A 24,335-nucleotide genomic window follows, 5' to 3' on the forward strand; every position below is an offset into this window, starting at 1 on the left:
ACCGGCACGTCCTCCGCGCAGCAAACATGACGCACTCTAAAGAGCCGCCAAGGAAGAATCAACGACGATCCGCGCGGTGTGCAATTGCGCAACAGTCGGGCCCTGAAAGCCCCTGTTTTAGGCGCGGAACACGCACGAATGCGTTGGTTTCAAACGACACTGCGTCCGCCGCGCAGCGCCTTTGCACGCAGCATTTCTTCCATGCGCGCCGCGGCCGGCGACAGGCTGCGTCCGGCCAGCCGCGTGATGCCCAATTCGCGTTCGATGCGAGGCCGCGCCAACGGCACGAACGCGAGTTCCGGCGAGTCTGGCGGCACGCCCAAGCGCGCCAGCACGGTGACGCCCACGCCGCGTTCCAGCATCGCCAGCAGCGACATCATGTTGGACACGAACACTTGCCGGTCCATCATGAACGCCGCTTGCGGGTAGCCAGCCAATTGGCGGTGGGCAACGGTGCCCACCAAGGGCAAGTCGGCGATCTCGCGCCACGTCACAGACTTGCGTCCCGCCAACGGATGGCCGCGATGGCAGACCAGGCCAAATGCATCACGCAGCAGCGGCTCGAACGTCAGCCGGCGGTCCTGTAGCACCGGGCTGCAAACACCAATTTCCACTTCGCCCGCCAGCACCATGCGCTCGACCCCTTCGGAGTTGTCATCGAACAGGCGCAGCGCCACCGCCGGATAGCGTTCGCGATAGACGCCCACCAGCTCCGGCAGCCAGTGCGTGGCCACCGTGGCGACCGACGCCATCGTCAACGTGCCGGCCCCGTTATTGGCCAAGCCGGATAACGCGCCCGCAACGCGGTCGTGATGCTCGACCAGTTCGCGCGCCAATGGCAGGCAATCTTGCCCGAAGCGCGTCAGCGTATTGCGGTTGCCAAGCTCAAACAGCGGCTGGCCCAGGCGCTGCTCCATTTCACGGATGGACAACGACAACGCCGGTTGCGAGCGAAACGCCCGAGCCGCCGCCGCGCGAAAGCTGCGCAGTTCCGCCACCAGCAAAAAGTGCCGGTAATGCGTGATGGATAAATCGGGAAGCGAACGCATGCGTAAAGACAGCCGGTGGGTGATTTGGAAACCTTATTGATTCATAGGAAAAATAAAGTTTTCTGATCATAGGGCGGCACTTAACATGGCCGCAAGATGAATGCTCCTACCCCTGCCTTTGCCCCTACGCCGTCCGCCCCCGGCGCGCCACCCATCGACCCGCTGGATTTCAGCTTGGCCGACCAGTTGCCCACTCGCCGCGCTGGCAGCGGCCGGCTGGTAATCGGCGCGACGCCGCAAGACGGCAGGCCCGGTCTGCTGTTTGTGCCGGGCGCGTATCACGGCGCCTGGTGCTACGCGCACTATCTGGACTACTTCGCCAAAGCAGGCCTGGCCTGCGCGGCGCTTGATCTGCGCGGCCACGGCGCGCTGCCGCAAGACGCCGCCTTCCCGTCCGTGACCATCGCGGACTTGGGCCAGGACGTGGTCAGCGCGCTGGATGTGTTGGATCGCCCTACCGTTGTCGTCGGCCACAGCATGGGCGCCTTGCCTGCCCTGCTGGCCGCACAAGCGCGGCCGGTTGCCGGCGTGGTGCTGATGGCGCCGTCCCCGCCCGGTGACCTGCCCGGCGCGCTCGGCCTGCCCCCGGTGCCTGCTGACATGCCACGTGCCGCGCCCGCCGCAACCGAAATCCGCGCGCGCTTTCTGGCCACCACGCCCAACCGCGACGTCAGCGCCGTGTCGCAACGCCTGAATGCCGAAAGCCCGCAGGTGTTGAACGACCGCTACCTGCTACGCGTGGCGATCAAGGCCGAGTCAATCAACGCCCCCGGCCTGTGCCTGGAAGCGGGCCTGGACACGCACGACCGCCATCCGCCTGGCCAGGATCAGGCGATTGCGCGCCGCTACGGGTTTTCGCATCAGGTGCTTGCCGATCAACCGCACTGCATGATGTATGCCGACCATTGGCAGATCAGCGCGGCCGCGATCCTGGCGTGGCATCAAGAGCACTTCGGCTGAGCCCGTTCGATCCCGAACCACAGCAACCACAGCAACCACAACATCACCCTCACCACCACGATTTCAACAACGACAACAGCGCGCACGCCGCATGCCGCGCAAGCGCGCCATCAGGAGACAAGCATGTCCATTTCCCGCCACCTTCGTCCGGCGCTGCTTGCTGCGGGCCTGATGCTGGCTGCGTCGGCGCATGCCGCCGGCTGGCCCGAAAAGCCCGTGACGATCATCGTGCCGTCCGCACCGGGCGGCGCAGCCGATCTGACCGCGCGCACGTTCGCCCAGTACCTGGGCGCAAAGACGGGGCAAACGGTTGTGGTCGAAGACCGCCCCGGCGCAGGCGGCATCGTCGGCACCAATGCGTCGAAAAATGCGGCCGCCGATGGCTACACGTTCCTGCTGTCGACGAACTCCACGCATGCCGCGAACCAGTTCCTGTACAAGAGCCTGCCGTACGACGCGCAGAAGGATTTTCGCCAAGTCGGCTTGCTAGGCACCTTCGGCACGGTGGGTGTCGTGGCCCCGGGCAGCCCGTATCGCACGGTGCCGGAGCTGGTGGACTACGCCCGCGCGCATCCCGGTGAGGTCTTCTTCGGCTACTACAGCTCGTCGTCGCAAGTGCCGTCTGAACTGTTCAAGCAGCGCGCGGGCATCAACATCACCGGCGCGGCGTACAAGAACATCACGCAAATCATCACCGACCTGCGCGGCAAGCAGATCAGCTTTGCGTTCGTGGACTACCTGACCGCCATGGGCCAGATCGACGGCAAGGGCTTGATTCCCATTGCCGTCACGGGCGCCCAGCCGCATCCGGCTTGGCCCAGCGTGCCGACGATGGCGAGCTATTACCCGGATTTCGTCGTCGCAGGATGGCTGGGCTTATCGGCGCCCGCCGGCACGCCCGCCGACATCGTGGAAAAGATGAACGCCCACATGCAGGCGGCCGTCCAAGATGAAGCCACCGCCAGCAAGCTGCGCGCATTGGGTCTGACCCCGGAATCGATGGATGTGGCGCGCTTTGACGCGTTCGTGAAGGAAGACACGGCGCGCTGGAAGGAGTGGATTCGCATTTCGGGCATACAACCCCAATAGCCGTCCACCCGGGGGCCTTACCCCGGCAACCAGCCGCTTTTCGCAAGATTTCACGCGCCCTCTATATATAGAGGGCGCGCCTGTTTGCGGGGACGGCGTCGGGCGGCGCCGTTTGGCAGCGCGCGTTACAGCGGCAAACGCTGTTCGTGCTTGATTTCGCGCAGCGCGACGATGGTGCGCGTCTGGCGGATGCCCGGCATGTTGAACAGGAACCGGTGCAGGAAGCGGTCATACGCTTCAGGGCTTTCCACCAGGATCTTCAACAGAAAGTCCGAATCGCCCGTCACCGCGTAGCACTCCAGGATCTCGGGCGCGTCCCGCACCGATCGCTCGAAGTTCTCAACCGTGTTCGACGAATGCCGCTCCAGGCTGATCTGCGCAAACATGCAGCCCAGCCCCACCTTGCTGCGGTCGACCTGGGCGCTATAGCCCTGAATCACCCCGCTGGCTTCCATCGCCTTCACCCGCCGCCACACCGGGGCGGCCGACAGGCCCACCTTGTCCGACAGTTGCTGCGCCGAGGCCCGGCCGTCCTCTTGCAAGGCCTTGAGGATGCCGATATCGGTCTTGTCCATCGCTTTGTCTCCTGGTTTTTATCGAACACGAAATGTTCATTGCGAATTATAGGGATAGCACGATCCAAAAACGCAATAAATCGGATGCCCCGCGAACCTATCATGGTGCGAAATACCAGGAGCATTCACTATGGACGGCACTCCCGCCCCCGAACCCCAGCTGGACCTTGAGTACCAGCTTGCCGACAACCTGACCCGAGAGTCCGGCCGCATCTTCCTGACGGGGACGCAAGCGCTCGTCCGCATCATGCTCACGCAGGCCCGCGTCGACCGCGAACGCGGGCTGAACACCGCCGGCTTCGTGTCGGGTTACCGGGGTTCGCCGCTGGGCGGCGTCGACATGGCGATGTGGAAGTCGAAGAAGGCGCTGGACGCCAGCAAGATCTCGTTCCTGCCCGGCATCAACGAAGACATGGCCGCCACCGCCGTCATGGGCACGCAGCAGGCCGGCGTGCGCGCCGACCGCAACGTCGATGGCGTCTTCGCCATGTGGTACGGCAAGGGCCCGGGCGTGGACCGCGCGGGCGACGCGCTGCATCACGGCAATGCCGCGGGCGCATCGCGCAATGGCGGCGTGCTGGTGGTGGTGGGCGATGACCACACCGCCGTCTCGTCGTCGATCCCGCATGCCAGTGAAGCGTCACTGATTGGCTGGCAGATGCCGATCGTGCATCCAACTTCCATCGACGAGTACGAAACGTTTGCGCTGTGGGGCTGGGCGCTGTCGCGCTATTCCGGCACCTGGGTCGCCTTCAAGGCCGTGTCCGAGACCATCGAAAGCGGCCACTCGTTCACGCCCGCCGCCGTTCAGCACTACGACATGCCCGCCGACCCAGACATGCCGCCCGAATCGCTGGAGTATTCCGCGCGCGATTTCCTGTCGCTGGCTGTCGAGACGCGCATGAACCTGCGCATGAAGGCCGTGGCTGCGTTTGCGCGCCGCCACAGCATCGACCGCCTGACCTGTCCCGCACCCCGCGCCACCGTGGGGATCGTGACGGTGGGCAAGGCGCATCTGGACACCATGGAAGCGCTGGCGCGATTGGGCGTAGACACCGTCACCGCCAACGCACCCGTGCGCATCTACAAGCCGGGCCTGACGTGGCCGCTGGATGGCGAACGGCTGCTGGAGTTTGCGCGCGGCCTGTCGCACATCCTGGTCATCGAAGAAAAAGGCGCGGTGGTCGAAAGCCAGATCAAGGACCTGTTGTTCAACCTGCCGGAGCGCCCATCCGTCATCGGCAAGAAGGGCTTTGCCGGTGAAACGATGGTGCCGTCCGCAGGCCAGTTGCGGCCGTCGCTGTTGGCGCAGCCGCTGGCCGGCTGGCTGACGCGCACCGCGGGCTTGCCGCTGGCGGCGGACATGGCGGCGTTCGAATGCCAGGCCGCGCTGTCCAACGACGCCGACGGCATGCGCCGCCGCCCCTATTTCTGTTCGGGCTGTCCGCACAGCACGTCGACCAAAGTGCCCGAAGGCAGCCAGGCACTGTCGGGCGTAGGCTGCCACTACATGGCTGCCTGGATGGACCGCGACACCGGCGGCCTGACGCAGATGGGCGGCGAAGGCGTGGACTGGATCGGCCTGTCCCGCTACACGAAGATGCCGCACATCTTCCAGAACATGGGCGAAGGCACCTACTACCACTCGGGTTATCTGGCGATCCGCCAAGCGGTCGCCGCGCGCGCCAACATCACCTACAAGATTCTGTTCAACGATGCGGTGGCGATGACGGGCGGGCAGCCTGTAGACGGGCCGATCTCGGTGCCGCAGATTTGCCAGCAGCTGCGTGGCGAAAACGTGGCGCGCATTGTCGTCACCAGCGACGAGCCTGAAAAATACCAAGGCGTGGACCTGGGTCCGAACATCAACGTGCACCATCGCCGCGACCTGGACGCGGTGCAACGCGAGCTGCGCGACATTCCCGGCGTGACCGTGCTGATCCACGATCAAACCTGCGCCGCCGAAAAGCGCCGCCGCCGCAAGAAGAACCAATTCCCGGACCCGGCACGCCGCATGCTGATCAACAGCGCGGTCTGCGAAGGCTGCGGCGATTGCGGCGTGCAATCGAACTGCCTGTCGGTGGTGCCGCTGGAAACGCCGTATGGCCGCAAGCGCGCCATCGATCAGTCCAGCTGCAACAAGGACTATTCCTGCGCGGAAGGTTTCTGCCCGAGCTTTGTGTCCGTCATGGGCGGCAAGCCCAGGAAAAGCGCGGCGCCCAAGACCGATCAGGAACGTCTGCAACGCCTGATCGAGCAACTGCCGATGCCGGCGACACCGGCGCTTGACCGCCCTTACCGCCTGCTCGTCGCGGGCATGGGCGGCACCGGCGTCATCACCATCGGCGCCATCGTGTCGATGGCCGCGCATCTGGAAGGGCTATCTGCGGCGGTGTTGGACCTGACCGGTCTGGCGCAAAAGGGCGGCACGGTCGTCAGCCACATCCGCCTGGCGCCTGCGGGTGCTTCGGCCGGCCCGGTGCGGTTGGATTGGCAACAGGCCGACGCCGCGATCCTGTGCGACCCGGTGGCCTCTGTTGCGCCGGATTCACTCGGTGCGCTGCGCCGCGGGCACACGCAGGTCACGGTCAACACGTATGTGGCGCCCGTGTCCGAGTTCACGCGCAACCCCGATGCCGCCATGCGCCCCGAAGCGCTGCTGGCCAAGATCCGGCACGCGGCGGGCGATGCCAACACGGCTGCCATCGATGCGCACGAAGCCGCGCTGGCATTGTTCGGCGACAGCATCCTGTCCAACATGTTCATGCTGGGTTATGCGTGGCAGCGTGGCGGCGTGCCGCTGTCGCAAGCCGCCATCAACCGCGCCATCGAATTGAATGGCGTGGCGGTGGCCGCCAACCGGGCCGCGTTCGACAGCGGCCGTCTGGCCGCGCATCAGCCCGACGCGCTGGACAGCGCGCTGCGTCCGCGTGCGCAAGTCGTGCAGCTGCACGTGCCCGAGACCTTCGAACGCGCCGTTGCGCGCCGTATCGCGGACCTGACGGCGTATCAAAACGCGAACTATGCCCGCGAATATCAGGACGTGGTGGAAGCCATCGCGGCCCGTGAACGCGAACTGGCGCCCGACGCGAAGACGCCGCGCCTGGCCATGGCGGTGGCCCGCGGCCTGTTCAAGCTGATGGCCTACAAAGACGAATACGAAGTGGCGCGCCTCTATACCGGCGACGACTTCCAGGCGCAATTGAAGGGCCAGTTCGAAGGCGACTACAGCCTGCGCTTTCATATGGCGCCGCCGATATTTGCCCGCAAGGACCCGCGCACCGGCGTGCCGCGCAAGATGACGTTGGGCCCGCGCACGATGACGGCACTGAAATTGCTGACGCGCATGAAGGGGTTGCGCGGCACGTGGTTCGATCCCTTCGGCCACACCGCTGAACGCAAGATGGAACGCGCGCTCGTCAAAGAGTACCGCCAGACCATAGACCAGCTGCTTGTAGGGTTGACCCGGGACAAGCTCGCACAAGCGGCTACAATCGCCGGCCTTGCAGAAACCATCCGTGGCTACGGTCACGTGAAGGCTTCGAACGTCGAGAAGTATCGGACGGAATTGGGTCGATTGATGCAGAGCTATATGGCACCGGCCCCGCGCGACATGCCCCTGCGGAAAACCGCATAAACATTCGCTCTGAGCGGTCCTGTCCTAGGCGCGCCTTACTGGGCGCGCCTAGTGCATTTAGTAACAATCTTTTGTGAGCATCGTCATAATCTTTTCTTGTCCCTATAGTTCTCGATCACTAGAATTAGTGTCCAACGAGGGGTGCTACACTATATGTTGTGGTCGCCTAAGCGCTGATTCTCGTCGGCCACGCCTTTTGGACTAGCCCGTCCAAGCGTTCCGACCCCCTCTAAAAGATCCACATTCGTACCTGACATGACGTCGTCATGTCGCTATCTACGCGTTTTCGCACAGGAGCTTCCATGCAGACTACGATCGCCTCTGTGACCCGGCCTTCGGCCGTGCCGCCCTCACAAACCGATTCCCCTGCCGACGCCAATGGCGGGCAATGGGCCAGCTACAACATCATTCGCCGCAATGGCTCGGTGGTCGGGTTCGAACCCAGCAAGATCGCCATCGCCATGACCAAGGCCTTCCTGGCCGTAAACGGTGGCCAGGGCGCCGCGTCCGCCCGGGTGCGTGAACTGGTCGAGAACCTGACCAGCCAGGCCGTGAACGCCCTGGTGCGCAACCGCCCCAATGGCGGCACCTTCCATATTGAAGACATTCAAGACCAGGTCGAACTGGCGCTGATGCGCTCGGGCCAGCATGATGTTGCCCGCGCCTACGTGCTGTACCGCGAGAAGCGCACGCAAGAACGCGCCGCCGCCGCTGCCGCCGAAGGTCAGGACAAGGCAGCTGCCGCGCCTGCGGAACACGTGCTGAACGTGACCGACGCTGGCGTGCGCCGTCCGCTGGATCTGGCTGAACTGCGCGCGACCATCGTCGCCGCCGGCGAAGGCCTGGCCGAATTCATCGACACCGAATCCATCCTGAAGGAAACGGTCAAGAACCTGTACGACGGCATCCCCGTTGACGAAGTGTTCAAGTCCGCCATCCTGTCGGCGCGCGCGCTGGTCGAAAAGGACCCGGCCTACAGCCAGGTCACCGCTCGCCTGTTGCTGCACACGATCCGCAAGGAAGTGCTGGGTGAAGAAGTCTCGCAAGACGGCATGGTTGCGCGTTACGCCGAGTACTTCCCCACGTTCATCGCTCGCGGTATCGAAGGCGGCCTGCTGTCGCCCGAACTGGCCAACTATGACCTGACCCGCCTGGGCAAGGCGCTGAACGCCAAGCGCGATCTGCAATTCGGCTACCTCGGCCTGCAGACCCTGTACGACCGCTACTTCCTGCACATCCGCGGCACCCGCATCGAACTGCCGCAGGTGTTCTTCATGCGCGTGGCCATGGGCCTTGCGCTGCGCGAAGCTGACCGCGAAACGCGCGCCATCGAGTTCTACGAGATCCTGTCCTCGTTCGACTTCATGAGCTCGACGCCGACGCTGTTCAACTCGGGCACGCTGCACTCGCAGCTGTCGTCGTGCTACCTGACCACCGTCTCCGACGATCTGGAAGGCATCTACGACGCCATCAAGGAAAACGCGCTGCTGGCCAAGTACGCCGGCGGCCTGGGCAACGACTGGACCCCGGTGCGCGCGCTGCGCAGCCACATCAAGGGCACCAACGGCGAAAGCCAGGGCGTCGTGCCGTTCCTGAAGGTCGTCAACGACACCGCCGTTGCGGTGAACCAGGGCGGCAAGCGCAAGGGCGCGGTCTGCACGTATCTGGAATCGTGGCACCTGGACATCGAAGAATTCCTGGAACTGCGCAAGAACACCGGCGACGAACGCCGCCGCACGCACGACATGAACACGGCGAACTGGATTCCCGATCTGTTCATGAAGCGCGTGATGGAAGCGGGCGAATGGACGCTGTTCTCGCCGTCCGACTGCCCCGATCTGCACGACAAGGTGGGCCGCGCTTTTGAAGAAGCCTACCTGGGCTACGAGCGTCGTGTCGCCAACGGCGAACTGACGCTCTACAAGAAGATGCCGGCGCTGACGCTGTGGCGCAAGATGCTGTCGATGCTGTTCGAAACCGGCCATCCGTGGATCACGTTCAAGGACCCGTGCAACATCCGTTCGCCGCAGCAGCACGTGGGTGTGGTTCACAGCTCGAACCTGTGCACCGAGATCACGCTGAACACGAACGAATCGGAAATCGCGGTGTGCAACCTGGGTTCCGTGAACCTGGTCGCGCACATGAAGCCGGCTGCCGGCGGCGGTTTCGAGCTGGATCACGACAAGATCAAGCGCACCGTCAGCATCGCGATGCGCATGCTCGACAACGTCATCGACATCAACTACTACGCCGTCGAGAAGGCCCGCAATTCCAACGCGCGCCATCGTCCGGTGGGCATGGGCATCATGGGCTTCCAGGATTGCCTGCAGATGATGCGCGTGCCGTACGCATCGCAAGCCGCTGTTGAATTCGCGGATCGTTCGATGGAAGCCGTGTGCTATCACGCGTACTTCGCATCGAGCCTGCTTGCTGAAGAGCGCGGCCGTTATCAATCGTATGAAGGTTCGTTGTGGTCGCGTGGCATCTTGCCGCAAGACACGTTGAAGATGCTGCGCGATGAGCGCGGTGGTCATGTTGAAGTTGATGAATCGAGCACGCTCGATTGGGATACGTTGCGCGCGCGCATCAAACAACATGGCATGCGCAACTCCAATTGCGTTGCAATTGCCCCAACCGCGACTATTTCCAATATCATTGGTGTATCTGCGTGCATCGAACCTACTTTCCAGAACTTGTACGTCAAATCGAATCTCTCCGGCGAGTTCACGGTCGTTAACGATTACCTCGTGCGTGACCTGAAGAAACTCGGTCTCTGGGACGAAGTCATGGTCGCCGACCTCAAGTACTTCGACGGCAGCCTGTCCCGCATCGATCGCGTACCTTCCGAACTCCGCGAACTCTACGCCACTGCGTTCGAAGTCGAACCGAGCTGGCTGGTTGAATGCGCGTCGCGCCGTCAGAAGTGGATCGATCAAGCTCAGTCGCTGAACATCTACATGTCGGGCGCATCCGGCAAGAAGCTGGATGACACCTACAAGCTGGCATGGCTGCGTGGTCTGAAGACGACGTACTACCTGCGTACCCTGGGCGCCACCAGCGCCGAGAAGTCCACGGGCCGCGGCGGCGAATTGAATGCCGTCACTGCTGGTGGTCAATCCACGGCTGCGGCGATGGGCGCTGCACCTGCTTTGCCGGAACCCGAAGTTCTCGGGGCGGTTTGCACCATGAGGCCTGGCGACGCCGGCTTCGAAGAGTGCGAAGCCTGCCAATAACCGCCTCCGGAGAATTGAAATGATTAATTGGGAAGACGACACCATCGCAACGCAACCTGCATCCCCCGCCCCCGCGGGCGGCGGGCAGGCTGCACCCGGCGTCCGGGCTGCGACCGGTGTATTTGGCGACGCCGCCATGCCGACGCCTGCCGCGCCTGAACACGCGGCGGGTCTGAGCACGAGCGGCGCCGCAACCTCGCAACGTGTGAAGGTTGCCGACAAGCGCATCATCAACGGCGAAACCGACGTCAATCAACTTGTGCCGTTCAAGTACAAGTGGGCGTGGGAAAAGTATTTGGCCACGTGCGCCAATCACTGGATGCCGCAAGAGATCAACATGTCGCGCGACATCGCCCTCTGGAAGAACCCGAACGGGCTCACCGAGGACGAGCGCCGCATCGTCAAGCGCAACCTGGGTTTCTTCGTCACGGCCGACTCGCTGGCCGCGAACAACATCGTGTTGGGCACGTACCGCCACATCACGGCGCCTGAGTGCCGCCAGTTTCTGCTGCGCCAGGCGTTCGAAGAAGCGATCCACACGCACGCTTATCAATACATCGTCGAAAGCCTGGACCTGGACGAAGCCGAGATCTTCAACGCTTACAACGAAGTTCCGTCCATCCGCGCCAAAGACGAGTTCCTGATCCCGTTCATCGACGCGATCGCGGACCCCCACTTCAAGACGGGCACGCCCGAAGCTGATCAGACGCTGTTGAAGTCGCTGATCGTTTTCGCATGCTTGATGGAAGGCTTGTTCTTCTACGTGGGCTTCACGCAGATCCTGGCGCTGGGCCGCCAGAACAAGATGACCGGCGCGGCCGAGCAGTACATGTACATCCTTCGCGATGAATCCATGCACTGCAACTTCGGCATCGACCTGATCAACACCGTCAAACTGGAAAATCCGCATCTGTGGACGCCGGAATTCCGCGAAGAAATTCGAGAACTCTTCCGCAAAGCGGTCGAACTCGAATACGCTTACGCCGAAGACACGATGCCGCGCGGCGTGTTGGGCTTGAACGCACCTATGTTCAAATCCTACCTGCGCTTCATCGCCAACCGTCGTTGCCAGCAAATCGGTATCGAACCGCTGTACCCGCAGGAAGAAAATCCCTTCCCGTGGATGGCGGAAATGATCGATCTGAAAAAGGAACGCAACTTTTTTGAAACTCGCGTGATCGAATACCAAACCGGTGGCACGCTGAGCTGGGAGTAAAGCAGTACGTCATCAGGCCCGGCGCGGGCACGCTTCAGATTCAAGAAGCGTTGCGTTCGCGACAGGCTTGATGACGCTCTTCCCGGTCAGGGTGTTTTCGAACACGTAGAACAAGCGGTCGGCGGCCTGTGATCAGGCTGCGACCGGCGCCATTTGAAATGGCTCGCGCCAAAGGAGCGGGGGCCATATCAAATGGCTGTGCCGAATTCATTAGCGCAAACCGTAGTAGCTGTTGCTCGCACAGAACAGCGGCATGCGCCGATGAATAGCCCGGGCACGATTCGTCTTGTTGGCGAGTCGGGGCACGGGTTTAAGTTCTGGGACCCCTGAACCTAAGGAGCATGACCATGGCAACAATCAAGAAAGCCGTAAAGAAAGCAGCGGTGAAGAAGCCCGCCGCCGCCAAGAAGGCAGTTGCAAAGAAGGCCGCACCGGCCAAGAAAGCCGCTGTCAAGAAAGTGGCAGTGAAGAAAGTCGCCGCCGCTAAAAAGCCGGCAGTGAAGAAGGTTGCCGCGAAGAAGCCGGCAGCCGCCAAGAAGGTTGTCGCCAAGAAAGCGGTAGCCAAGAAGGCCGTCGCCAAGAAGGCCGTCGCTAAGAAAGCGGTAGCCAAGAAGGTTGTCGCCAAGAAGGCGGTTGCCAAGAAAGCAGTAGCCAAGAAAGCAGTAGCCAAGAAGGTTGTCGCCAAGAAGGCGGTTGCCAAGAAAGCCGTTGCTAAGAAGGCCGTTGCCAAGAAAGCCGTAGCCAAGAAGGCCGTCGCCAAGAAAGCAGTAGCCAAGAAGGCTGTTGCCAAGAAGGCCGTCGCCAAAAAGGCTGTTGCCAAAAAGGCTGTTGCCAAGAAGGCCCCCGCTGCCAAGAAAGCCGTAGCCAAGAAGGCGCCTGCCGCCAAAAAGGCTCCTGCTGCCAAGAAGGCTGTAGCCAAGAAGGCTCCGGCTGCGAAGAAGGCTCCTGCTGCCGCCAAGCCGGCTGCTGCTGCCAAGCCCGCCGCCGCCAAGAAGCCTGCTGCGAAGAAAGCCGCTCCGAAGAAGCCCGCCACGCCGCCGTCCACGGCTGCTGCCCCGGGCGCGAAGACCGCGCTGAATCCCGCCGCGTCGTGGCCGTTCCCGACGGGTGGCCGTCCGTAATCAGGACGGTTCGAAGCACTCGCTTCACTAGAGCCGCCCGGCTAGCCGGGCGGCTTTTTTGCGCTCGTCCATTCGGACGATGCGCATGCAAAATGCGGCGGCAATAAACTTGCGCCACCATGCGACAATTGATTCCTTATTTTTTCGGTGATCGCGTCCATGCTCGGTGATATCTTCCGCTTCCTTCTCGAAATCGTGTTCACGCTGTTTGGCGCGGCATTGATTGCCCGCGCCTGGATGCACGCGATCCRCCTTCCGCCCTTCAACCCGCTGGCGCGCGCCGTCTACCAAGCCACCAACTGGCTGGTCGGGCCGCTGCGCAAGATCATCCCCGCCGGCAACAAGATTGATTGGACGAGCCTTGTCGCCACGTGGCTGGCCGCGCTGCTCTACATCGTGCTGATCTGGCTCGTCGCATTGGGCGCGCTGATTCCTGCCCAGTTGCTGCCCGCCGCAATGGGCTCGGCACTGATCATGGCGATCAAATGGGCATTGAATCTGGTGGTGTGGCTGACGCTGATTCAGGCCGTGCTGTCGTGGGTCAACCCGATGGCGCCCATGATGCCGCTGCTGCAAGCGCTGACCGCGCCCATGCTGGACCCCATCCGCCGCCTGTTGCCGCGCACCACCATCGACTTCTCGCCGCTGGTGCTGCTGATCCTGGCGCAAGTGCTGCTGATGGTGCTGGCTAATGTCAGCCAGCGCATGATCGGTCTGTAAAGGTGCGGGGCATCGCGCCCCGCACGCGTTGAACTACGCCGGAATGCCGGCGTAGATCTCGACCAGCTTCTTGCGGTCGATCTTATGGTTGTTCGACATAGGCAGCGCCGGGCAGGCAACCAGTTCGGACGGCACCATATAGGGCGGCAGGCGTTGCGCCAACCGCTCCTTCCAACCGGCCAACGCCTCGGGCGCCAGAAAGCGCGCCGCGGCTTCCTCGGCCACACCTGCCACGAAACCAATCAAGCGCACCGCCGTGCCATCGGGCCGGCGCAGCACCGCGCAGGCGCCGCCTTCCACGCCGGGCAGACCGTGCAGCGCTTCGTCGATTTCGGCAAGTTCGATGCGATAGCCATTCAGCTTGATCTGATCGTCCATGCGGCCGCGGCAGAACAACAAGCCGCCCTCTTCCATCAACCCGAGATCGCCCGTGCGGAATGCGCGGCGGCCGTCGTCGTAGGTGTAGAGCTTGGCTTCGTTCAGGTCGGGCCGATTCAGATAGCCCCGCATGACGTGGTCGCCCACGATGCAGATCTCGCCTTCGTCCACGATCAGCACGCTGTCGGGCTTGGCATGGCCCACCGGCAGCGGGTCATGCGCGGCCAGCACGGCATCGGTGACTTCGATCCAGGTTGTGGCCACCGTGGCTTCCGTGGGGCCGTAGGTATTCAGGATGACCGCGCCAGGAAAGCGCTGGCGCAGCTTCTTGGCCAGCGCAGCCGGCAAGGGTTCGCCACAGAACAGGAACGTGCGCAGCGCCGGCAAGGTGGCCGGCGAAAAATCGCGGTTGGCCAATTGCTGATGTGCAAACGACGGCGTCGATACCCACACCGTCACGCCATGCTCGGCCAGGCGCGGCATCCAGGTGCCCGCCGCCGCGATCTGCTCGCGCGCATTCAGCACGCAGGCGCCGCCCGAGGCCAGCGTGGCGAACACTTCATACATCGACAAATCAAAACTGAACGGCGCCTGGTTCATGAACACGGGCGCATCTCCCAGGCCAAAGCTGCCCAGCATCCAGTCACCCAGCAGGCCAACGCTTTCGCGGCCGATCTGCACGCCCTTCGGGTCGCCCGTGCTGCCAGACGTGAACATGACGTAAGCCAGGCCGCGCTCGGCCAGCATCGCGCCCTCGCCCGCCGTGAACGTGTTCGCCGCGGCATCGTAGACGGCGGCGGCGCGCACGATCTCGACGATGCGGCGCAGGCGCTCGGCCGGATAGATGGTGTCAACGGGAACGAACGGCGCGCCGATCAGCAGCGCCCCCACCATCGCAACGAAGAACGACGCTTCCTTGTGGCCGTAGATGGCCACGGGCACATCCGGCGCCACGCCGTGCTGGCGGGCCTTGTCGGCCCAGGCCTGCGCCTCGGCGCGCAACTGCGCCCAGCTCAAGGTGCGGTCGGCGGCGGCGACGGCAAGCGCGTCGGGCGAAATATCGAGTTCAACGAACTGGAAGGACTTCAGGTCGAAACGCATGCCGAAACTCCCGGCGTCAGATGGGGCTGCGGCCGCTGAACACGTACAGCGCCAGCGCAGCCAGAATCAAGGTAAGCACACGGCCCAGGAAGCGCATCACGGGATGCGCCAGGGTCGCTTGCAGCGCAGGACGCGTGCGCGAGGCGTTGATCAGCAGGTTGTGGCCCACCGAATACGCGCCGAACATCAGGCCGCTGACGATGTAGTGCAGCGACAAGCCGTTCCACACGCCCATGGCCAGCAGCGTCGCGAAGATGCCGATGTTCTGCGCGGCCATGCGATGGCGCCCGAAGAACTTGGTCTTGCTCAACGCCTTGTAGATCGGCATGAACACGACGTCGCGCAACCACTCCGACAAGCTGATGTGCCAGCGGCGCCAGAAGTCCTGCGGATTCAGCGTGGCCAGCGGGTTGCGGAAGTTGATCGGCAAGGTGAAGCCGAACAGCATGCCGATACCGATCGCCATCGTCGAGTAACCGGCGAAGTCGAAGAACAGATAGGCGCTATAGAGCGACGCGTTCAGCGCCACGCCCGAGAACGAATAGTCGTGCGCGTCCAGTGTGGCCAGGCCGTAGCGCCAGATCAGCTCGGCCACGCCGAACTTCTGGATCACGCCCAGCATGATGAGCTCAAGCCCCGTCAGCCACGTGTTCAGATTCACGCCTTCATAGCCGCGCTTGAGATCGGCCTGAAAATTGCGCCAGCGGTACATCGGGCCGGCCAGCAACGTCAGCGGGAAGAACAGGTAGATGAAGTAGTCCAGCGGCGACACGCGCTCATTGCGCTGCGCGAACAGCAGCACGTCGATCGCGCGGAACGTGGCGAACGACAGGCCCAGCATCGCGCCCAGGTGCGATACGCCGGTCTTCACCAGCAGCAACGGCGTCATCGTGATGACCACCGCCAGCCACGTGGGAATGTAGTTGCGGCGCACGGCCCACAAGGCGCTGCCCGAAATGGCCAGCAGCGCGATGGGCTGATAGGGGCGCGCCCAGAACACCGCCATCCACACGCCCAGACAGATCACGCCGATGATGTGGCGGTAGCCGATCTTGAACGGCATGCCGAATGACCGGTACGCCAACAGGCCAAGGCCGCCACACAGGGCGCCGCCAAAAAAGCTCAAGCTTGCGAACAATTCCATGGTGCGGTCAGAACTGTTGGTATTGGAATTCGACCTTGATCGGTCCGCCGCTACCCGTGGTGGGTTGAGCCTGCAGCACGAACACCAGGATCACGCCTATGTACAAACACAGGTGCCAGAAGAAACGTTTCATCGGGAAAAGTACTCCGCAATGCCTTGGTCCGCCATCGCCCAGCCGAGTTCGGCCAGATGCATGTCGTCACGCACCATGCCGGGTTCAAACGGGATGCTGTAAAGATCCAGGCAACCCATCTGATAGCGCTGGCACATGCCGGTAATGGCGGCCACCACCGGGTCGAAACGTTCGACATCCAGAATGAGCTTGGGATTGAACGGCTGGATGACGAAGTACGCCTTCACCTTGCGCTTTTGCAGCAGGGCCATGACGCGCGACAGGTCACCCAGCTCGGTGCGGGTGATCGGGTCCACGTCGGCAAACTCGTTACGGGCTGGCGAGTACAGCTGCGCCAGGTATTGCTTGTAGTAGTCGTCGCGAACGTCGTAGGGATTGTTGCCGCCCAAGCCGCGTTCCACTTCACGCGCCTCGTGCGTCAGACGGCCCCACTGCCCTTCGTTCAAGCGCGCCGACGACGGCCAGGACACGAAGCGGTGCGCCGGCACCGACAGCTTGCTGCGCGGACGGTCAGGCGCAGGCTCCTTGCGGGCATGCCACCATAGCGACAGCTTGTCCTTGAGCTCGGCCACCTGGCCATTGGCGATCAGCCAGATCAAGCCCCAGTTCGCGTTGTCGGTGATCCAGTTCTGCATCTGCTCGCGCGTGCTGGGCTGATCCCAGAGGCGATCCCAGACGGGTCCCGTCACGTGTTCAGCGAACGCGCTGCGCGGCAACTGGCCGCCCGAGGCGAACCAGGCGGGCGACACCATGATCACCAGCCGCGTGTTCGGCGTAAGCGAATCCGCCACGGACTCCAGCACGCTGACGATGCCATAGGACTGGAACATGGCGTGGCCGTAGGCCAGCGTCGGCACCTTCAGTTCATCGGGGAAGAACCGGTAAGGCACAAAGCGCAGATCGTGGCTGGACAGTTCGGACGAGCCCAGCACAACCAGCGTCCCGTCGCTCAAGGCGTTGCCCAGGCGATTCAGGTTGACGTGCTGAGTGCCCCAGTCCGGCCCCAGATTGGGCAGGTAGTTGTTCCTGTCGGCAGCAGCGGTCGACGGGGCAGACGTGGGCGTGACGATACGGCTGAGCAGATCATCCGCTCCGCAGTACGCGCCAACCGCCAGTGCTACCGCCGTCGCGGCAGCCGCGACGTGGGACAACAACCGGGTATTACGAAGAATGGGCAGCGACATAGCCGGCTAGCGTGCGGACCGACTGAAGATGCTCTGCGATTTCGGGAGCCGGGATGCTGCAGCCGTACTCCGATTCGACCGCAAGCGTGATGTCCACCGCGGCCAGGGAATCAACCAGGCCAGTGGCAATCAACTGCGTGTCGGGGGTGACTTTCTTCATGACGATCGACTCGACGATCTCGCCGATCTTGGTGTGGAGTTCTTGCTCGGTATGCATAGATAGTGCTGATTGCCTCGTCGGCAAAACATCCCCGCCCCTGGGATTCAGGTAAGTGAGGATACAGAAAAATGCTGAAACTCAACTGACCGTTCCAGCGATCCAGAACAGCGCCAGGATGCACTTGGTTACATCAAAATCGCATCGTGATGCCGATCGCAGGCGCAATCATTGCACTTCGGGCGTTGAATCGCCATGAAACTTTTGGGGTAAATCGCGAGAAAAGGCTGGCAAACGTAACGCCTGCGGGTAAATCCCGGGTGCTGCGTTGCGGCAGCGCGACAGATTTTTATGACTTTACGCCCTGCTCTGGCCCGGCCCCGATATCGGGCAGTGGAGATTCAGGCATGAAAAAGCCCCGGAATCGGGGCTTGTCTTGCAGCCTGCAAACCTGCCGTCGGCATGTAAAAAAGCCCGCTTGCGCGGGCTTTTGATTTACATCGGGGTGACGCGGGTCGGACCCGAACCACTGATCACTTGAACGCGCTGGCCCACGCTGACGGGCACATCTGCTTCCTGCGCCACCACACGGGTTTCGCCGTTATCCAGACGCACCGTGATTTCGTAGCCGGAATTCGTGCCAACCCTGTTCTCTACGGCGTTCCCCGCCAAAGCGCCCAGAATGGCGCCGCCGACGGTTGCAATGGTACGGCCCGTGCCGCCACCGATTGCGTTGCCTGCCACGCCGCCCAACGCACCGCCGGCCAACATGCCGACGCCGCTGGACTTGTCGTTCTGGATCACGATCGGGCGCACGCCCGTGACCGTACCCGTACGAACGATCTGCTCGCGCTGGGCCTGGTCGTAGCTGTACACGCCACTGGACGCGCTGCGATTTGCGCAGCCGCCCAGCACAGCCATCGACGTCACAACTGCTGCGATAGCCAACCACCGGCCAGTACGCGGCGTCACCAGGGATAGAGATTTACTTTGATTCATTTGGACTCCTCGATCGGGCACTGCCGACGAACATTGATCATACTCCGCCCAAAATGAGTGTCAGGCTCCCCTGCAACACACTGAAACTCACGGCCATAGGCGGATAACACCGTGTAAATACGGCGGCCCGAAAGCCGCCGCATTATCAAAACTTGATGCATTGTTCGACCGCGCCGCCGCGTGGCGGTTCCCGTCCTGCGTGGGAATCAGGCGGGCAGATGGATGCCGTAGGTGGCGTGCAGCACAGCGTCGATCTCTGCGCGCGACGGGTTGTGGTTCTGCGGGCCGCGCGAGGCAATCTTGATGGCGCCCATGACGTTGCCCAGGCGGCAGCTGTCTTCCCAGCTCCAGCCGGTGGTCAGGCCGTACAAGAGGCCACCGCGCTGTGCGTCGCCGCAACCCGTCGGGTCCACGACCTGCGACGCGCGCACCGGATCAATTTGAATCGTCTTGCCGCCGGTGTACAGGGTGGCGCCTTCGGCGCCGCGCGTCACGACCACGGCTTGCAGCGTGCTGGCGATGTCCGCCACGCTGCGGCCCGTGCGTTGCTCAACCACGCCGGCTTCGTAATCATTGACCGTCAGCGCCTGCGCGAGCTTGAGCATGCGCTCGAGATCGGCGCCGTCGAACAACGGCATGGCCTGGCCCAGATCGAAAATGAACGGGATGCCACGGCGATGCAGGCGTTCGGCGTGCGCGAACATGCCTTCCTTGGCGTCAGGCGCCACGATGGCCCAAGCCGCATCCGCATCGCTCAGGTCGTTGTCTGCCGCGAACGACATGGCGCCCGGATGGAAGGCGGTGATCTGGTTGTCGTCCAGGTCGGTCGTGATGAAGCACTGCGCGGTGAAGGTGTCGGGGATGACCTTGACGCGGCTGGTGTCGATACCCAGGCCCGACAGGCGCTCCATGTACTCACCCGCGTCTTCGCCAACGGTGGCCACCGGCACGGGCGCGCCGCCCAGCAGGTTCATGTTGTAAGCGATGTTGCCCGAGCAACCGCCGTATTCCTTGCGCATGCTGGGCACCAGGAACGACACGCTCAGCGACTGGATGCGGTCAGCCAGGATGTGGTCTTTGAAACGGCCTTCGAACACGGCAATCGTGTCAAACGCCATCGAACCGCAAACCAGAACAGGGGTTGCCATGCTTGTCATCCTTTAGGGAAAGAACTTATCGAGTTGGTAGCCATTGACCTGCACACCGGTCACTTCAATGGGTACGGAAATCTTGAGCTCGCCTGCCGGGCCGAAGGGGCCGCGCAGTTGCTCGGGCGTCAGGTAATTTTCGGGCCTTAGCACTTTGCGCACGACCACGGTGTCCGACAAGTCGGTCATGTCAAGCACCAGCGCGGGCCAATGCTGCGGCTTGTCGTAGCGGTTGCGCAGCACCAGGTTCAGCACCAGACGGCTGCGGCCGTCGTCGATCGCAGCGGCGCCCGTAGGCGGCTGCAAGGACGATGAAGAAATCGCAATGCGTTCCAGGCGGCGCGCGTAGCCCACCGTGCAGCCCAAGGGCTTGCACACCGTCTCCAGCACGGGCCGCATGACGGGTACGGAATTGGCGATGTCGGTGCGATAGGCGTACAGCAGTTGCAGGCCCAGCGCGATCAGGCCCAACAGGCAGGCGTAGCCCCACAATTTGCGGAACAGGCCGCGGCGTTCCTGGCGGTCTTGATCCAGGAATTCGGGCGGCGTTCGGCCGACATCCGTGGCGCTGGAGTAGCGCGTGCGCGTATCGCCCAGGACGGGTTCGCGGCCGTCGTCGGGCGCGGGCTCGTCGTCGTAGTCGGTGATGCGGATGTGATGCCCGCGGTCGTCATCGGCGTCGAGCTTGTCGTGGGAATGGCGGGTATCGGCGGCGGCGCGGCGGTCGTCGTCACGGTCGCCATCGGCGTCGTATTCATTGTCGTTATCGATGCCGCTGCCGCCGTTATCGGCAAACGTCGGCTCGGCGTGCCCGGCGGCGCGGCGGCGCGCGTCCCAGTCGATGACCGGTTCAGCGGCGCGCGGCGCGAAGACGGGCTCATTGCGGGAAGGGCTGGGACGATACGCGCTGTCGTCTTCGCTTGCGTCCTCGTCGTCGGCGTCGTCTTCGGGCAAGTGCGTATCGGGTTCATCGCGCCGGCGAATCGCCTCGCGGCCGCGTAATACGGCGGGCGGAACGGCGGGGGAAACGGCGGGGGGAACGACGGGCGCAGCAGGTGCAGGCCGAACGGGCTGCGGAGGAGGCGAAACGGGCTCGTCTTCCCACGGTGCGATTTCGCGCGGTTCTGCCGATGGCCGCGACAGCGGTGGCGGCGCGGGCGGCGCGGGCGGCGCCGGCGGCGGGGCAACGTAACGAGGCGGCTCCGGCACAACGACGGGCCGTGCGGGTGCCGGCGGCACGTACGCAGGTTGCTCGTACGCAGGCGGTGCCGGCGGGGCAGCCCGCGTTGCCAGCACCGGCGCGGCAGCCGCCGCCGCGGGCGGCGTCGCAGGCGGTGCGACGGGCGCGGGCGGCAATGTCGTCGGGGCGCCCGATTCCGGCAGCAGGCAGGCGCGGCCGTCAAACACCGTTGAGCAGGCGCCGCAGCGCACCAGGCCATTGCGGACTCGAAGCTGGTCAGGCACCACCTTGAACGAGGTGCCGCACTGGGGGCAGCGGGTAGTCAGAGCCATGTGATGCAATCCTGCCTGGGCTGCGCTCAGGCTTTCTGGCCGTGCAGGCAAACCCAGCCGTCGCGCGCACGCCAAACCGACATGGCCATCCAAGGCGCATAGGCGGCGGCCACTTCTTCGGCCTGGCGTTCCAGCACGCCCGACAGCACCAGATGACCGCCCGCCGCCACGCGGCCAGCCAGCATCGGCGCCAGCACCTTCAGCGGGTTGGACAGAATGTTGGCGACGACGACTTGGAACGTGCCATCGGTCAATGCGTCGGGCAGCATGGCTTGCAGTTCAACGCGGTTGACCTCGGCGTTATAGGCGGTGCTTTGCACGGCCTGCGCGTCGATATCGACCGCCAGGGTCGGACCCGCGCCCAGCTTGCGCGCGGCAATCGCCAGAATGCCCGAACCGCAACCGTAGTCCAACAAGGTCGCGCCCGCGGGCAGCTCGGCTTCCAGCCAGGCCAGGCACAGATGCGTCGTGGGGTGGCTGCCGGTGCCAAAGGCCAGGCCGGGGTCGAGTTCGATGTGGATGGCGCCGTCTTCGGCAGCGGCCGGGTCCAGGCCCGGCACGTCGGGATTATCGCGGTGCCAGCTGGGCACAATCCACAGGCGTTCGGCGATGTGGATGGGCCCGAACTGCGATTGCGTCAAACGCACCCAGTCGGCGTCCGGCACATCACGCAGGCTCCAGCCTTCGAATACCGACGCGTCCAGCTCGCCCGCGGCGGCGGCTTCTTCCATGATCTGCGCGGGATCGGCTCCGTCGGGCAGCAGGGCGACGACGCGGTTGCGGTCCCAGGCTTGCACGTCTGGCTCGGTGCCGGGTTCGCCAAACAGGGGACGTTCAACGTCAGTGCCGAAGTCGGCGTCTTCCACGGACACGGACAGCACGCCCGCTTCCAGCAGCGCGTCCGACAGGGCTTCGGCCTGCGCCTCTAGGCAATGGAGCACGAGTTCACGCATGATTATTCTTCCATCTGGTCATCGGGCCGCGGCGCATGCCGCGGCCCGATGACCGTAAAACATTAAAAGGCCCCGAAGGGTTTTTGCCGCGGGCAGGCCCAAAGGCAAAAAGGGGCCGCGAGGCCCCAGGTGGTCGGTCAGGGACGCTGAGCCAACTTGTTTTCCAGATAGTGGATGCTGGTGCCGCCTTCAATGAAGCGGGCATCTTGCAACAGCTCGCGATGCAGCGGGATGTTGGTCGAAATGCCTTCCACCACCATTTCCGACAGCGCAATGCGCATGCGGGCCAGCGCCTGGTCACGCGTGTCGCCGTACGTGATGACCTTGGCGATCATCGAATCGTAGTTCGGCGGCACGAAGTAGCCGTTGTACGCGTGCGAATCGATACGCACGCCCGGGCCGCCCGGCGTGTGCCAGTTGGTGATACGGCCGGGGCTGGGCACAAAGCGGAACGGATCTTCCGCGTTGATGCGGCATTCGATCGCATGACCCTTGAACTGGATGTCGCGTTGACGCAGCGTGAACTTCTCGCCGGCGGCAACCAGAATCTGCTGCTGCACCAGATCAATACCGGTGATGAGTTCGGTGACCGGGTGTTCGACCTGGATGCGGGTGTTCATTTCAATGAAATAGAACTCGCCGTTTTCAAACAGGAACTCGAACGTGCCCGCGCCGCGATAACCCATCTTGCGGCAAGCGTCGGCGCAGCGGTCGCCGATGCGCTCGATGGCGCGGCGGGCGATGCCGGGAGCCGGCGCTTCTTCGATGACTTTCTGGTGACGGCGCTGCATGGAGCAGTCGCGTTCACCCAGCCAGACGGCGTTGCGGCCGCCATCGGCCAGCACCTGGATTTCCACATGGCGAGGGTTCTCGAGGAACTTCTCCATATAGACTTCCGGGTTGTTGAACGCGGCGCCCGCTTCCGAACGCGTCATGGTGACGGCGTTCAGCAGCGCGGCCTCGGTGTACACCACGCGCATGCCACGGCCACCGCCGCCGCCTGCCGCCTTGATGATGACCGGGTAACCCACTTCGCGCGCAATGCGGATGATTTCCTGCGGATCTTCGGGCAAAGCGCCCTCGGAACCGGGCACCACCGGCACGCCCGCTTCGATCATGGCGCGCTTGGCGCTGACCTTGTCGCCCATCAGGCGAATGGTGTCGGGACGCGGGCCGATGAAGACGAAGCCACTTTTTTCGACGCGATCGGCGAAGTCGGCATTTTCGGACAAGAACCCGTAACCCGGGTGAATTGCCTCGGAATCTGTCACTTCGGCGGCCGAAATGATGGCCGGCATGTTCAGGTAGCTGTCACGCGACGGCGCGGGCCCGATGCACACGGATTCATCGGCCAGGCGCACGTACTTGGCTTCGCGGTCAGCCTCGGAGTGCACGACCACGGTTTTAATGCCCAGCTCACGGCAAGCGCGCTGAATGCGCAGGGCGATTTCGCCCCGATTGGCGATCAGGATTTTTTCGAACATTTTCAGCTATCAGCCAATGACGAACAGGGGTTGACCGTACTCGACGGGCTCACCATTTTCGACCAGGATTTCTTTGATGACGCCGGACTTGTCGGCTTCGATTTCATTGAGCAGCTTCATGGCTTCAATGATGCACAGCGGGTCGCCTTCCTTGACGGTGGCGCCCACGTCGATGAACGGGGCGGCGCCCGGGTTCGGCGAACGGTAGAACGTGCCAACCATCGGCGCCTTCACGACGTGGCCCTGGATGACCGGGGCGGCTTCGGCGGCCGGAGCGGCGGGCGCTGCGGCTTGAGCCACCGGTGCGGCGGCTGCGCCGGCTTCGGGCTGGTGGTAAGCCACCGGCTGCAAGGTCTGCGAGAACTTGACGATGCGTACCTTGCCTTCGCCTTCGGTGAYTTCCAGCTCGGCGATACCCGATTCAGCCACCAGGTCGATCAGGGTTTTGAGTTTTCGAAGGTCCATAGAAGCTGCTTCCCGAGATAGTGTCGACGGCGTCCCAGCGTGGGGTCCGCGCCGTATAAGATGTAAAAGCTGTGAGT

Annotated in this window: 20 protein-coding genes; 7 read left to right on the plus strand and 13 right to left on the minus strand. The window is 63.4% G+C overall.

Annotated features, from left to right (window positions below):
• Window positions 1-149 precede the first annotated feature (149 nt).
• Window positions 150-1,049 (minus strand): LysR family transcriptional regulator, encoded by a 900-nt coding sequence (locus AC1DSJ_RS24415; RefSeq protein ID WP_342067321.1) that lies wholly within the window; start codon window positions 1,047-1,049, stop codon window positions 150-152.
• A gap of 96 nt (window positions 1,050-1,145) precedes the next feature.
• Here AC1DSJ_RS24415 and AC1DSJ_RS24420 point away from each other — a divergent pair, with 96 nt between their 5' ends.
• Both AC1DSJ_RS24420 and AC1DSJ_RS24425 read left to right on the plus strand, forming a co-directional pair.
• On the plus strand, window positions 1,146-2,009 hold the full coding sequence (locus tag AC1DSJ_RS24420; RefSeq protein ID WP_441372316.1) for an alpha/beta hydrolase: 864 nt from the start codon (window positions 1,146-1,148) through the stop codon (window positions 2,007-2,009).
• Between the two features lie 123 nt (window positions 2,010-2,132).
• A complete protein-coding gene (locus tag AC1DSJ_RS24425) occupies window positions 2,133-3,098 on the plus strand; it encodes a Bug family tripartite tricarboxylate transporter substrate binding protein (RefSeq protein ID WP_441372317.1) in 966 nt (321 codons plus the stop codon).
• A gap of 125 nt (window positions 3,099-3,223) precedes the next feature.
• Here the strand turns inward: AC1DSJ_RS24425 and AC1DSJ_RS24430 are convergent, their stop codons facing one another.
• Complete coding sequence (locus AC1DSJ_RS24430) at window positions 3,224-3,673, minus strand: Lrp/AsnC family transcriptional regulator (protein WP_006217287.1); 450 nt, start codon at window positions 3,671-3,673, stop codon at window positions 3,224-3,226.
• A 130-nt stretch (window positions 3,674-3,803) separates the two neighbouring features.
• Here AC1DSJ_RS24430 and AC1DSJ_RS24435 point away from each other — a divergent pair, with 130 nt between their 5' ends.
• The 5 genes from AC1DSJ_RS24435 to AC1DSJ_RS24455 all read left to right on the plus strand — a co-directional run bounded on the left by AC1DSJ_RS24435 (window position 3,804) and on the right by AC1DSJ_RS24455 (window position 13,600).
• A complete protein-coding gene (locus AC1DSJ_RS24435) occupies window positions 3,804-7,310 on the plus strand; it encodes an indolepyruvate ferredoxin oxidoreductase family protein (RefSeq protein ID WP_441372318.1) in 3,507 nt (1,168 codons plus the stop codon).
• 302 nt (window positions 7,311-7,612) lie between these two features.
• The gene (locus AC1DSJ_RS24440) at window positions 7,613-10,543 is read left to right on the plus strand and encodes a ribonucleoside-diphosphate reductase subunit alpha (protein ID WP_054427263.1); all 2,931 of its coding nucleotides are present in this window, start codon (window positions 7,613-7,615) and stop codon (window positions 10,541-10,543) included.
• A 19-nt stretch (window positions 10,544-10,562) separates the two neighbouring features.
• On the plus strand, window positions 10,563-11,759 hold the full coding sequence (locus AC1DSJ_RS24445; protein WP_054427262.1) for a ribonucleotide-diphosphate reductase subunit beta: 1,197 nt from the start codon (window positions 10,563-10,565) through the stop codon (window positions 11,757-11,759).
• 347 nt (window positions 11,760-12,106) lie between these two features.
• On the plus strand, window positions 12,107-12,880 hold the full coding sequence (locus tag AC1DSJ_RS24450; protein WP_441372319.1) for a histone H1-like DNA-binding protein: 774 nt from the start codon (window positions 12,107-12,109) through the stop codon (window positions 12,878-12,880).
• Window positions 12,881-13,039: 159 nt separating this feature from the next.
• Window positions 13,040-13,600, plus strand: a complete 561-nt coding sequence (locus AC1DSJ_RS24455) for a YggT family protein (protein WP_476760401.1) — start codon at window positions 13,040-13,042, stop codon at window positions 13,598-13,600.
• Window positions 13,601-13,633: 33 nt separating this feature from the next.
• Here the strand turns inward: AC1DSJ_RS24455 and AC1DSJ_RS24460 are convergent, their stop codons facing one another.
• From AC1DSJ_RS24460 to accB, 11 genes are all read right to left on the minus strand, one after another.
• The gene (locus tag AC1DSJ_RS24460) at window positions 13,634-15,079 is read right to left on the minus strand and encodes a D-alanine--poly(phosphoribitol) ligase (RefSeq protein ID WP_175171663.1); all 1,446 of its coding nucleotides are present in this window, start codon (window positions 15,077-15,079) and stop codon (window positions 13,634-13,636) included.
• Between the two features lie 16 nt (window positions 15,080-15,095).
• Window positions 15,096-16,223 carry an MBOAT family O-acyltransferase gene (locus AC1DSJ_RS24465; protein ID WP_054427258.1) on the minus strand — a complete coding sequence of 376 codons (1,128 nt, stop codon included), beginning with the start codon at window positions 16,221-16,223 and terminating at the stop codon, window positions 15,096-15,098.
• A gap of 7 nt (window positions 16,224-16,230) precedes the next feature.
• Window positions 16,231-16,356: a hypothetical protein gene (locus tag AC1DSJ_RS24470; protein WP_156337003.1), complete on the minus strand. Its 126-nt coding sequence runs from the start codon at window positions 16,354-16,356 to the stop codon at window positions 16,231-16,233.
• Entirely contained in the window at window positions 16,353-17,540 is a 1,188-nt protein-coding gene (locus tag AC1DSJ_RS24475; protein WP_054427257.1) for a D-alanyl-lipoteichoic acid biosynthesis protein DltD, read from the minus strand. Before AC1DSJ_RS24475 ends, AC1DSJ_RS24470 begins: the two co-directional genes overlap by 4 nt.
• The gene (locus tag AC1DSJ_RS24480) at window positions 17,518-17,757 is read right to left on the minus strand and encodes an acyl carrier protein (protein WP_054427256.1); all 240 of its coding nucleotides are present in this window, start codon (window positions 17,755-17,757) and stop codon (window positions 17,518-17,520) included. The genes AC1DSJ_RS24475 and AC1DSJ_RS24480 overlap by 23 nt, the downstream gene beginning before the upstream one ends.
• A gap of 435 nt (window positions 17,758-18,192) precedes the next feature.
• Window positions 18,193-18,696 (minus strand): outer membrane lipoprotein, encoded by a 504-nt coding sequence (locus AC1DSJ_RS24485; RefSeq protein ID WP_054427255.1) that lies wholly within the window; start codon window positions 18,694-18,696, stop codon window positions 18,193-18,195.
• Window positions 18,697-18,902: 206 nt separating this feature from the next.
• Window positions 18,903-19,844 (minus strand): carbohydrate kinase family protein, encoded by a 942-nt coding sequence (locus AC1DSJ_RS24490; RefSeq protein WP_054427254.1) that lies wholly within the window; start codon window positions 19,842-19,844, stop codon window positions 18,903-18,905.
• Between the two features lie 12 nt (window positions 19,845-19,856).
• A complete protein-coding gene (locus tag AC1DSJ_RS24495) occupies window positions 19,857-21,356 on the minus strand; it encodes a DUF3426 domain-containing protein (RefSeq protein ID WP_441372320.1) in 1,500 nt (499 codons plus the stop codon).
• Between the two features lie 26 nt (window positions 21,357-21,382).
• Window positions 21,383-22,309, minus strand: a complete 927-nt coding sequence (gene prmA / locus AC1DSJ_RS24500; protein WP_175172178.1) for a 50S ribosomal protein L11 methyltransferase — start codon at window positions 22,307-22,309, stop codon at window positions 21,383-21,385.
• Between the two features lie 137 nt (window positions 22,310-22,446).
• Window positions 22,447-23,793 carry an acetyl-CoA carboxylase biotin carboxylase subunit gene (gene accC, locus AC1DSJ_RS24505; protein ID WP_054427251.1) on the minus strand — a complete coding sequence of 449 codons (1,347 nt, stop codon included), beginning with the start codon at window positions 23,791-23,793 and terminating at the stop codon, window positions 22,447-22,449.
• A gap of 9 nt (window positions 23,794-23,802) precedes the next feature.
• On the minus strand, window positions 23,803-24,258 hold the full coding sequence (gene accB / locus AC1DSJ_RS24510) for an acetyl-CoA carboxylase biotin carboxyl carrier protein (RefSeq protein WP_476760402.1): 456 nt from the start codon (window positions 24,256-24,258) through the stop codon (window positions 23,803-23,805).
• Window positions 24,259-24,335: the final 77 nt, after the last annotated feature.

The sequence above is a fragment of the Achromobacter sp. 01N37 genome, assembly GCF_056399725.1.

Bases quoted from the DNA above. Each gene is read 5' to 3' on its own strand.
- AC1DSJ_RS24420 (WP_441372316.1), top strand. From the start codon at position 1,146: ATGAATGCTCCTACCCCTGCCTTTGCCCCTACGCCGTCCGCCCCCGGC.
- AC1DSJ_RS24475 (WP_054427257.1), bottom strand. From the start codon at position 17,540: ATGTCGCTGCCCATTCTTCGTAATACCCGGTTGTTGTCCCACGTCGCG.
- AC1DSJ_RS24495 (WP_441372320.1), bottom strand. From the start codon at position 21,356: ATGGCTCTGACTACCCGCTGCCCCCAGTGCGGCACCTCGTTCAAGGTG.
- AC1DSJ_RS24440 (WP_054427263.1), top strand. From the start codon at position 7,613: ATGCAGACTACGATCGCCTCTGTGACCCGGCCTTCGGCCGTGCCGCCC.
- AC1DSJ_RS24425 (WP_441372317.1), top strand. From the start codon at position 2,133: ATGTCCATTTCCCGCCACCTTCGTCCGGCGCTGCTTGCTGCGGGCCTG.
- AC1DSJ_RS24450 (WP_441372319.1), top strand. From the start codon at position 12,107: ATGGCAACAATCAAGAAAGCCGTAAAGAAAGCAGCGGTGAAGAAGCCC.
- AC1DSJ_RS24465 (WP_054427258.1), bottom strand. From the start codon at position 16,223: ATGGAATTGTTCGCAAGCTTGAGCTTTTTTGGCGGCGCCCTGTGTGGC.
- AC1DSJ_RS24490 (WP_054427254.1), bottom strand. From the start codon at position 19,844: ATGGCAACCCCTGTTCTGGTTTGCGGTTCGATGGCGTTTGACACGATT.
- AC1DSJ_RS24415 (WP_342067321.1), bottom strand. From the start codon at position 1,049: ATGCGTTCGCTTCCCGATTTATCCATCACGCATTACCGGCACTTTTTG.
- AC1DSJ_RS24470 (WP_156337003.1), bottom strand. From the start codon at position 16,356: ATGAAACGTTTCTTCTGGCACCTGTGTTTGTACATAGGCGTGATCCTG.
- AC1DSJ_RS24460 (WP_175171663.1), bottom strand. From the start codon at position 15,079: ATGCGTTTCGACCTGAAGTCCTTCCAGTTCGTTGAACTCGATATTTCG.
- prmA (WP_175172178.1), bottom strand. From the start codon at position 22,309: ATGCGTGAACTCGTGCTCCATTGCCTAGAGGCGCAGGCCGAAGCCCTG.
- AC1DSJ_RS24430 (WP_006217287.1), bottom strand. From the start codon at position 3,673: ATGGACAAGACCGATATCGGCATCCTCAAGGCCTTGCAAGAGGACGGC.
- AC1DSJ_RS24435 (WP_441372318.1), top strand. From the start codon at position 3,804: ATGGACGGCACTCCCGCCCCCGAACCCCAGCTGGACCTTGAGTACCAG.
- accC (WP_054427251.1), bottom strand. From the start codon at position 23,793: ATGTTCGAAAAAATCCTGATCGCCAATCGGGGCGAAATCGCCCTGCGC.
- AC1DSJ_RS24445 (WP_054427262.1), top strand. From the start codon at position 10,563: ATGATTAATTGGGAAGACGACACCATCGCAACGCAACCTGCATCCCCC.
- AC1DSJ_RS24485 (WP_054427255.1), bottom strand. From the start codon at position 18,696: ATGAATCAAAGTAAATCTCTATCCCTGGTGACGCCGCGTACTGGCCGG.
- AC1DSJ_RS24480 (WP_054427256.1), bottom strand. From the start codon at position 17,757: ATGCATACCGAGCAAGAACTCCACACCAAGATCGGCGAGATCGTCGAG.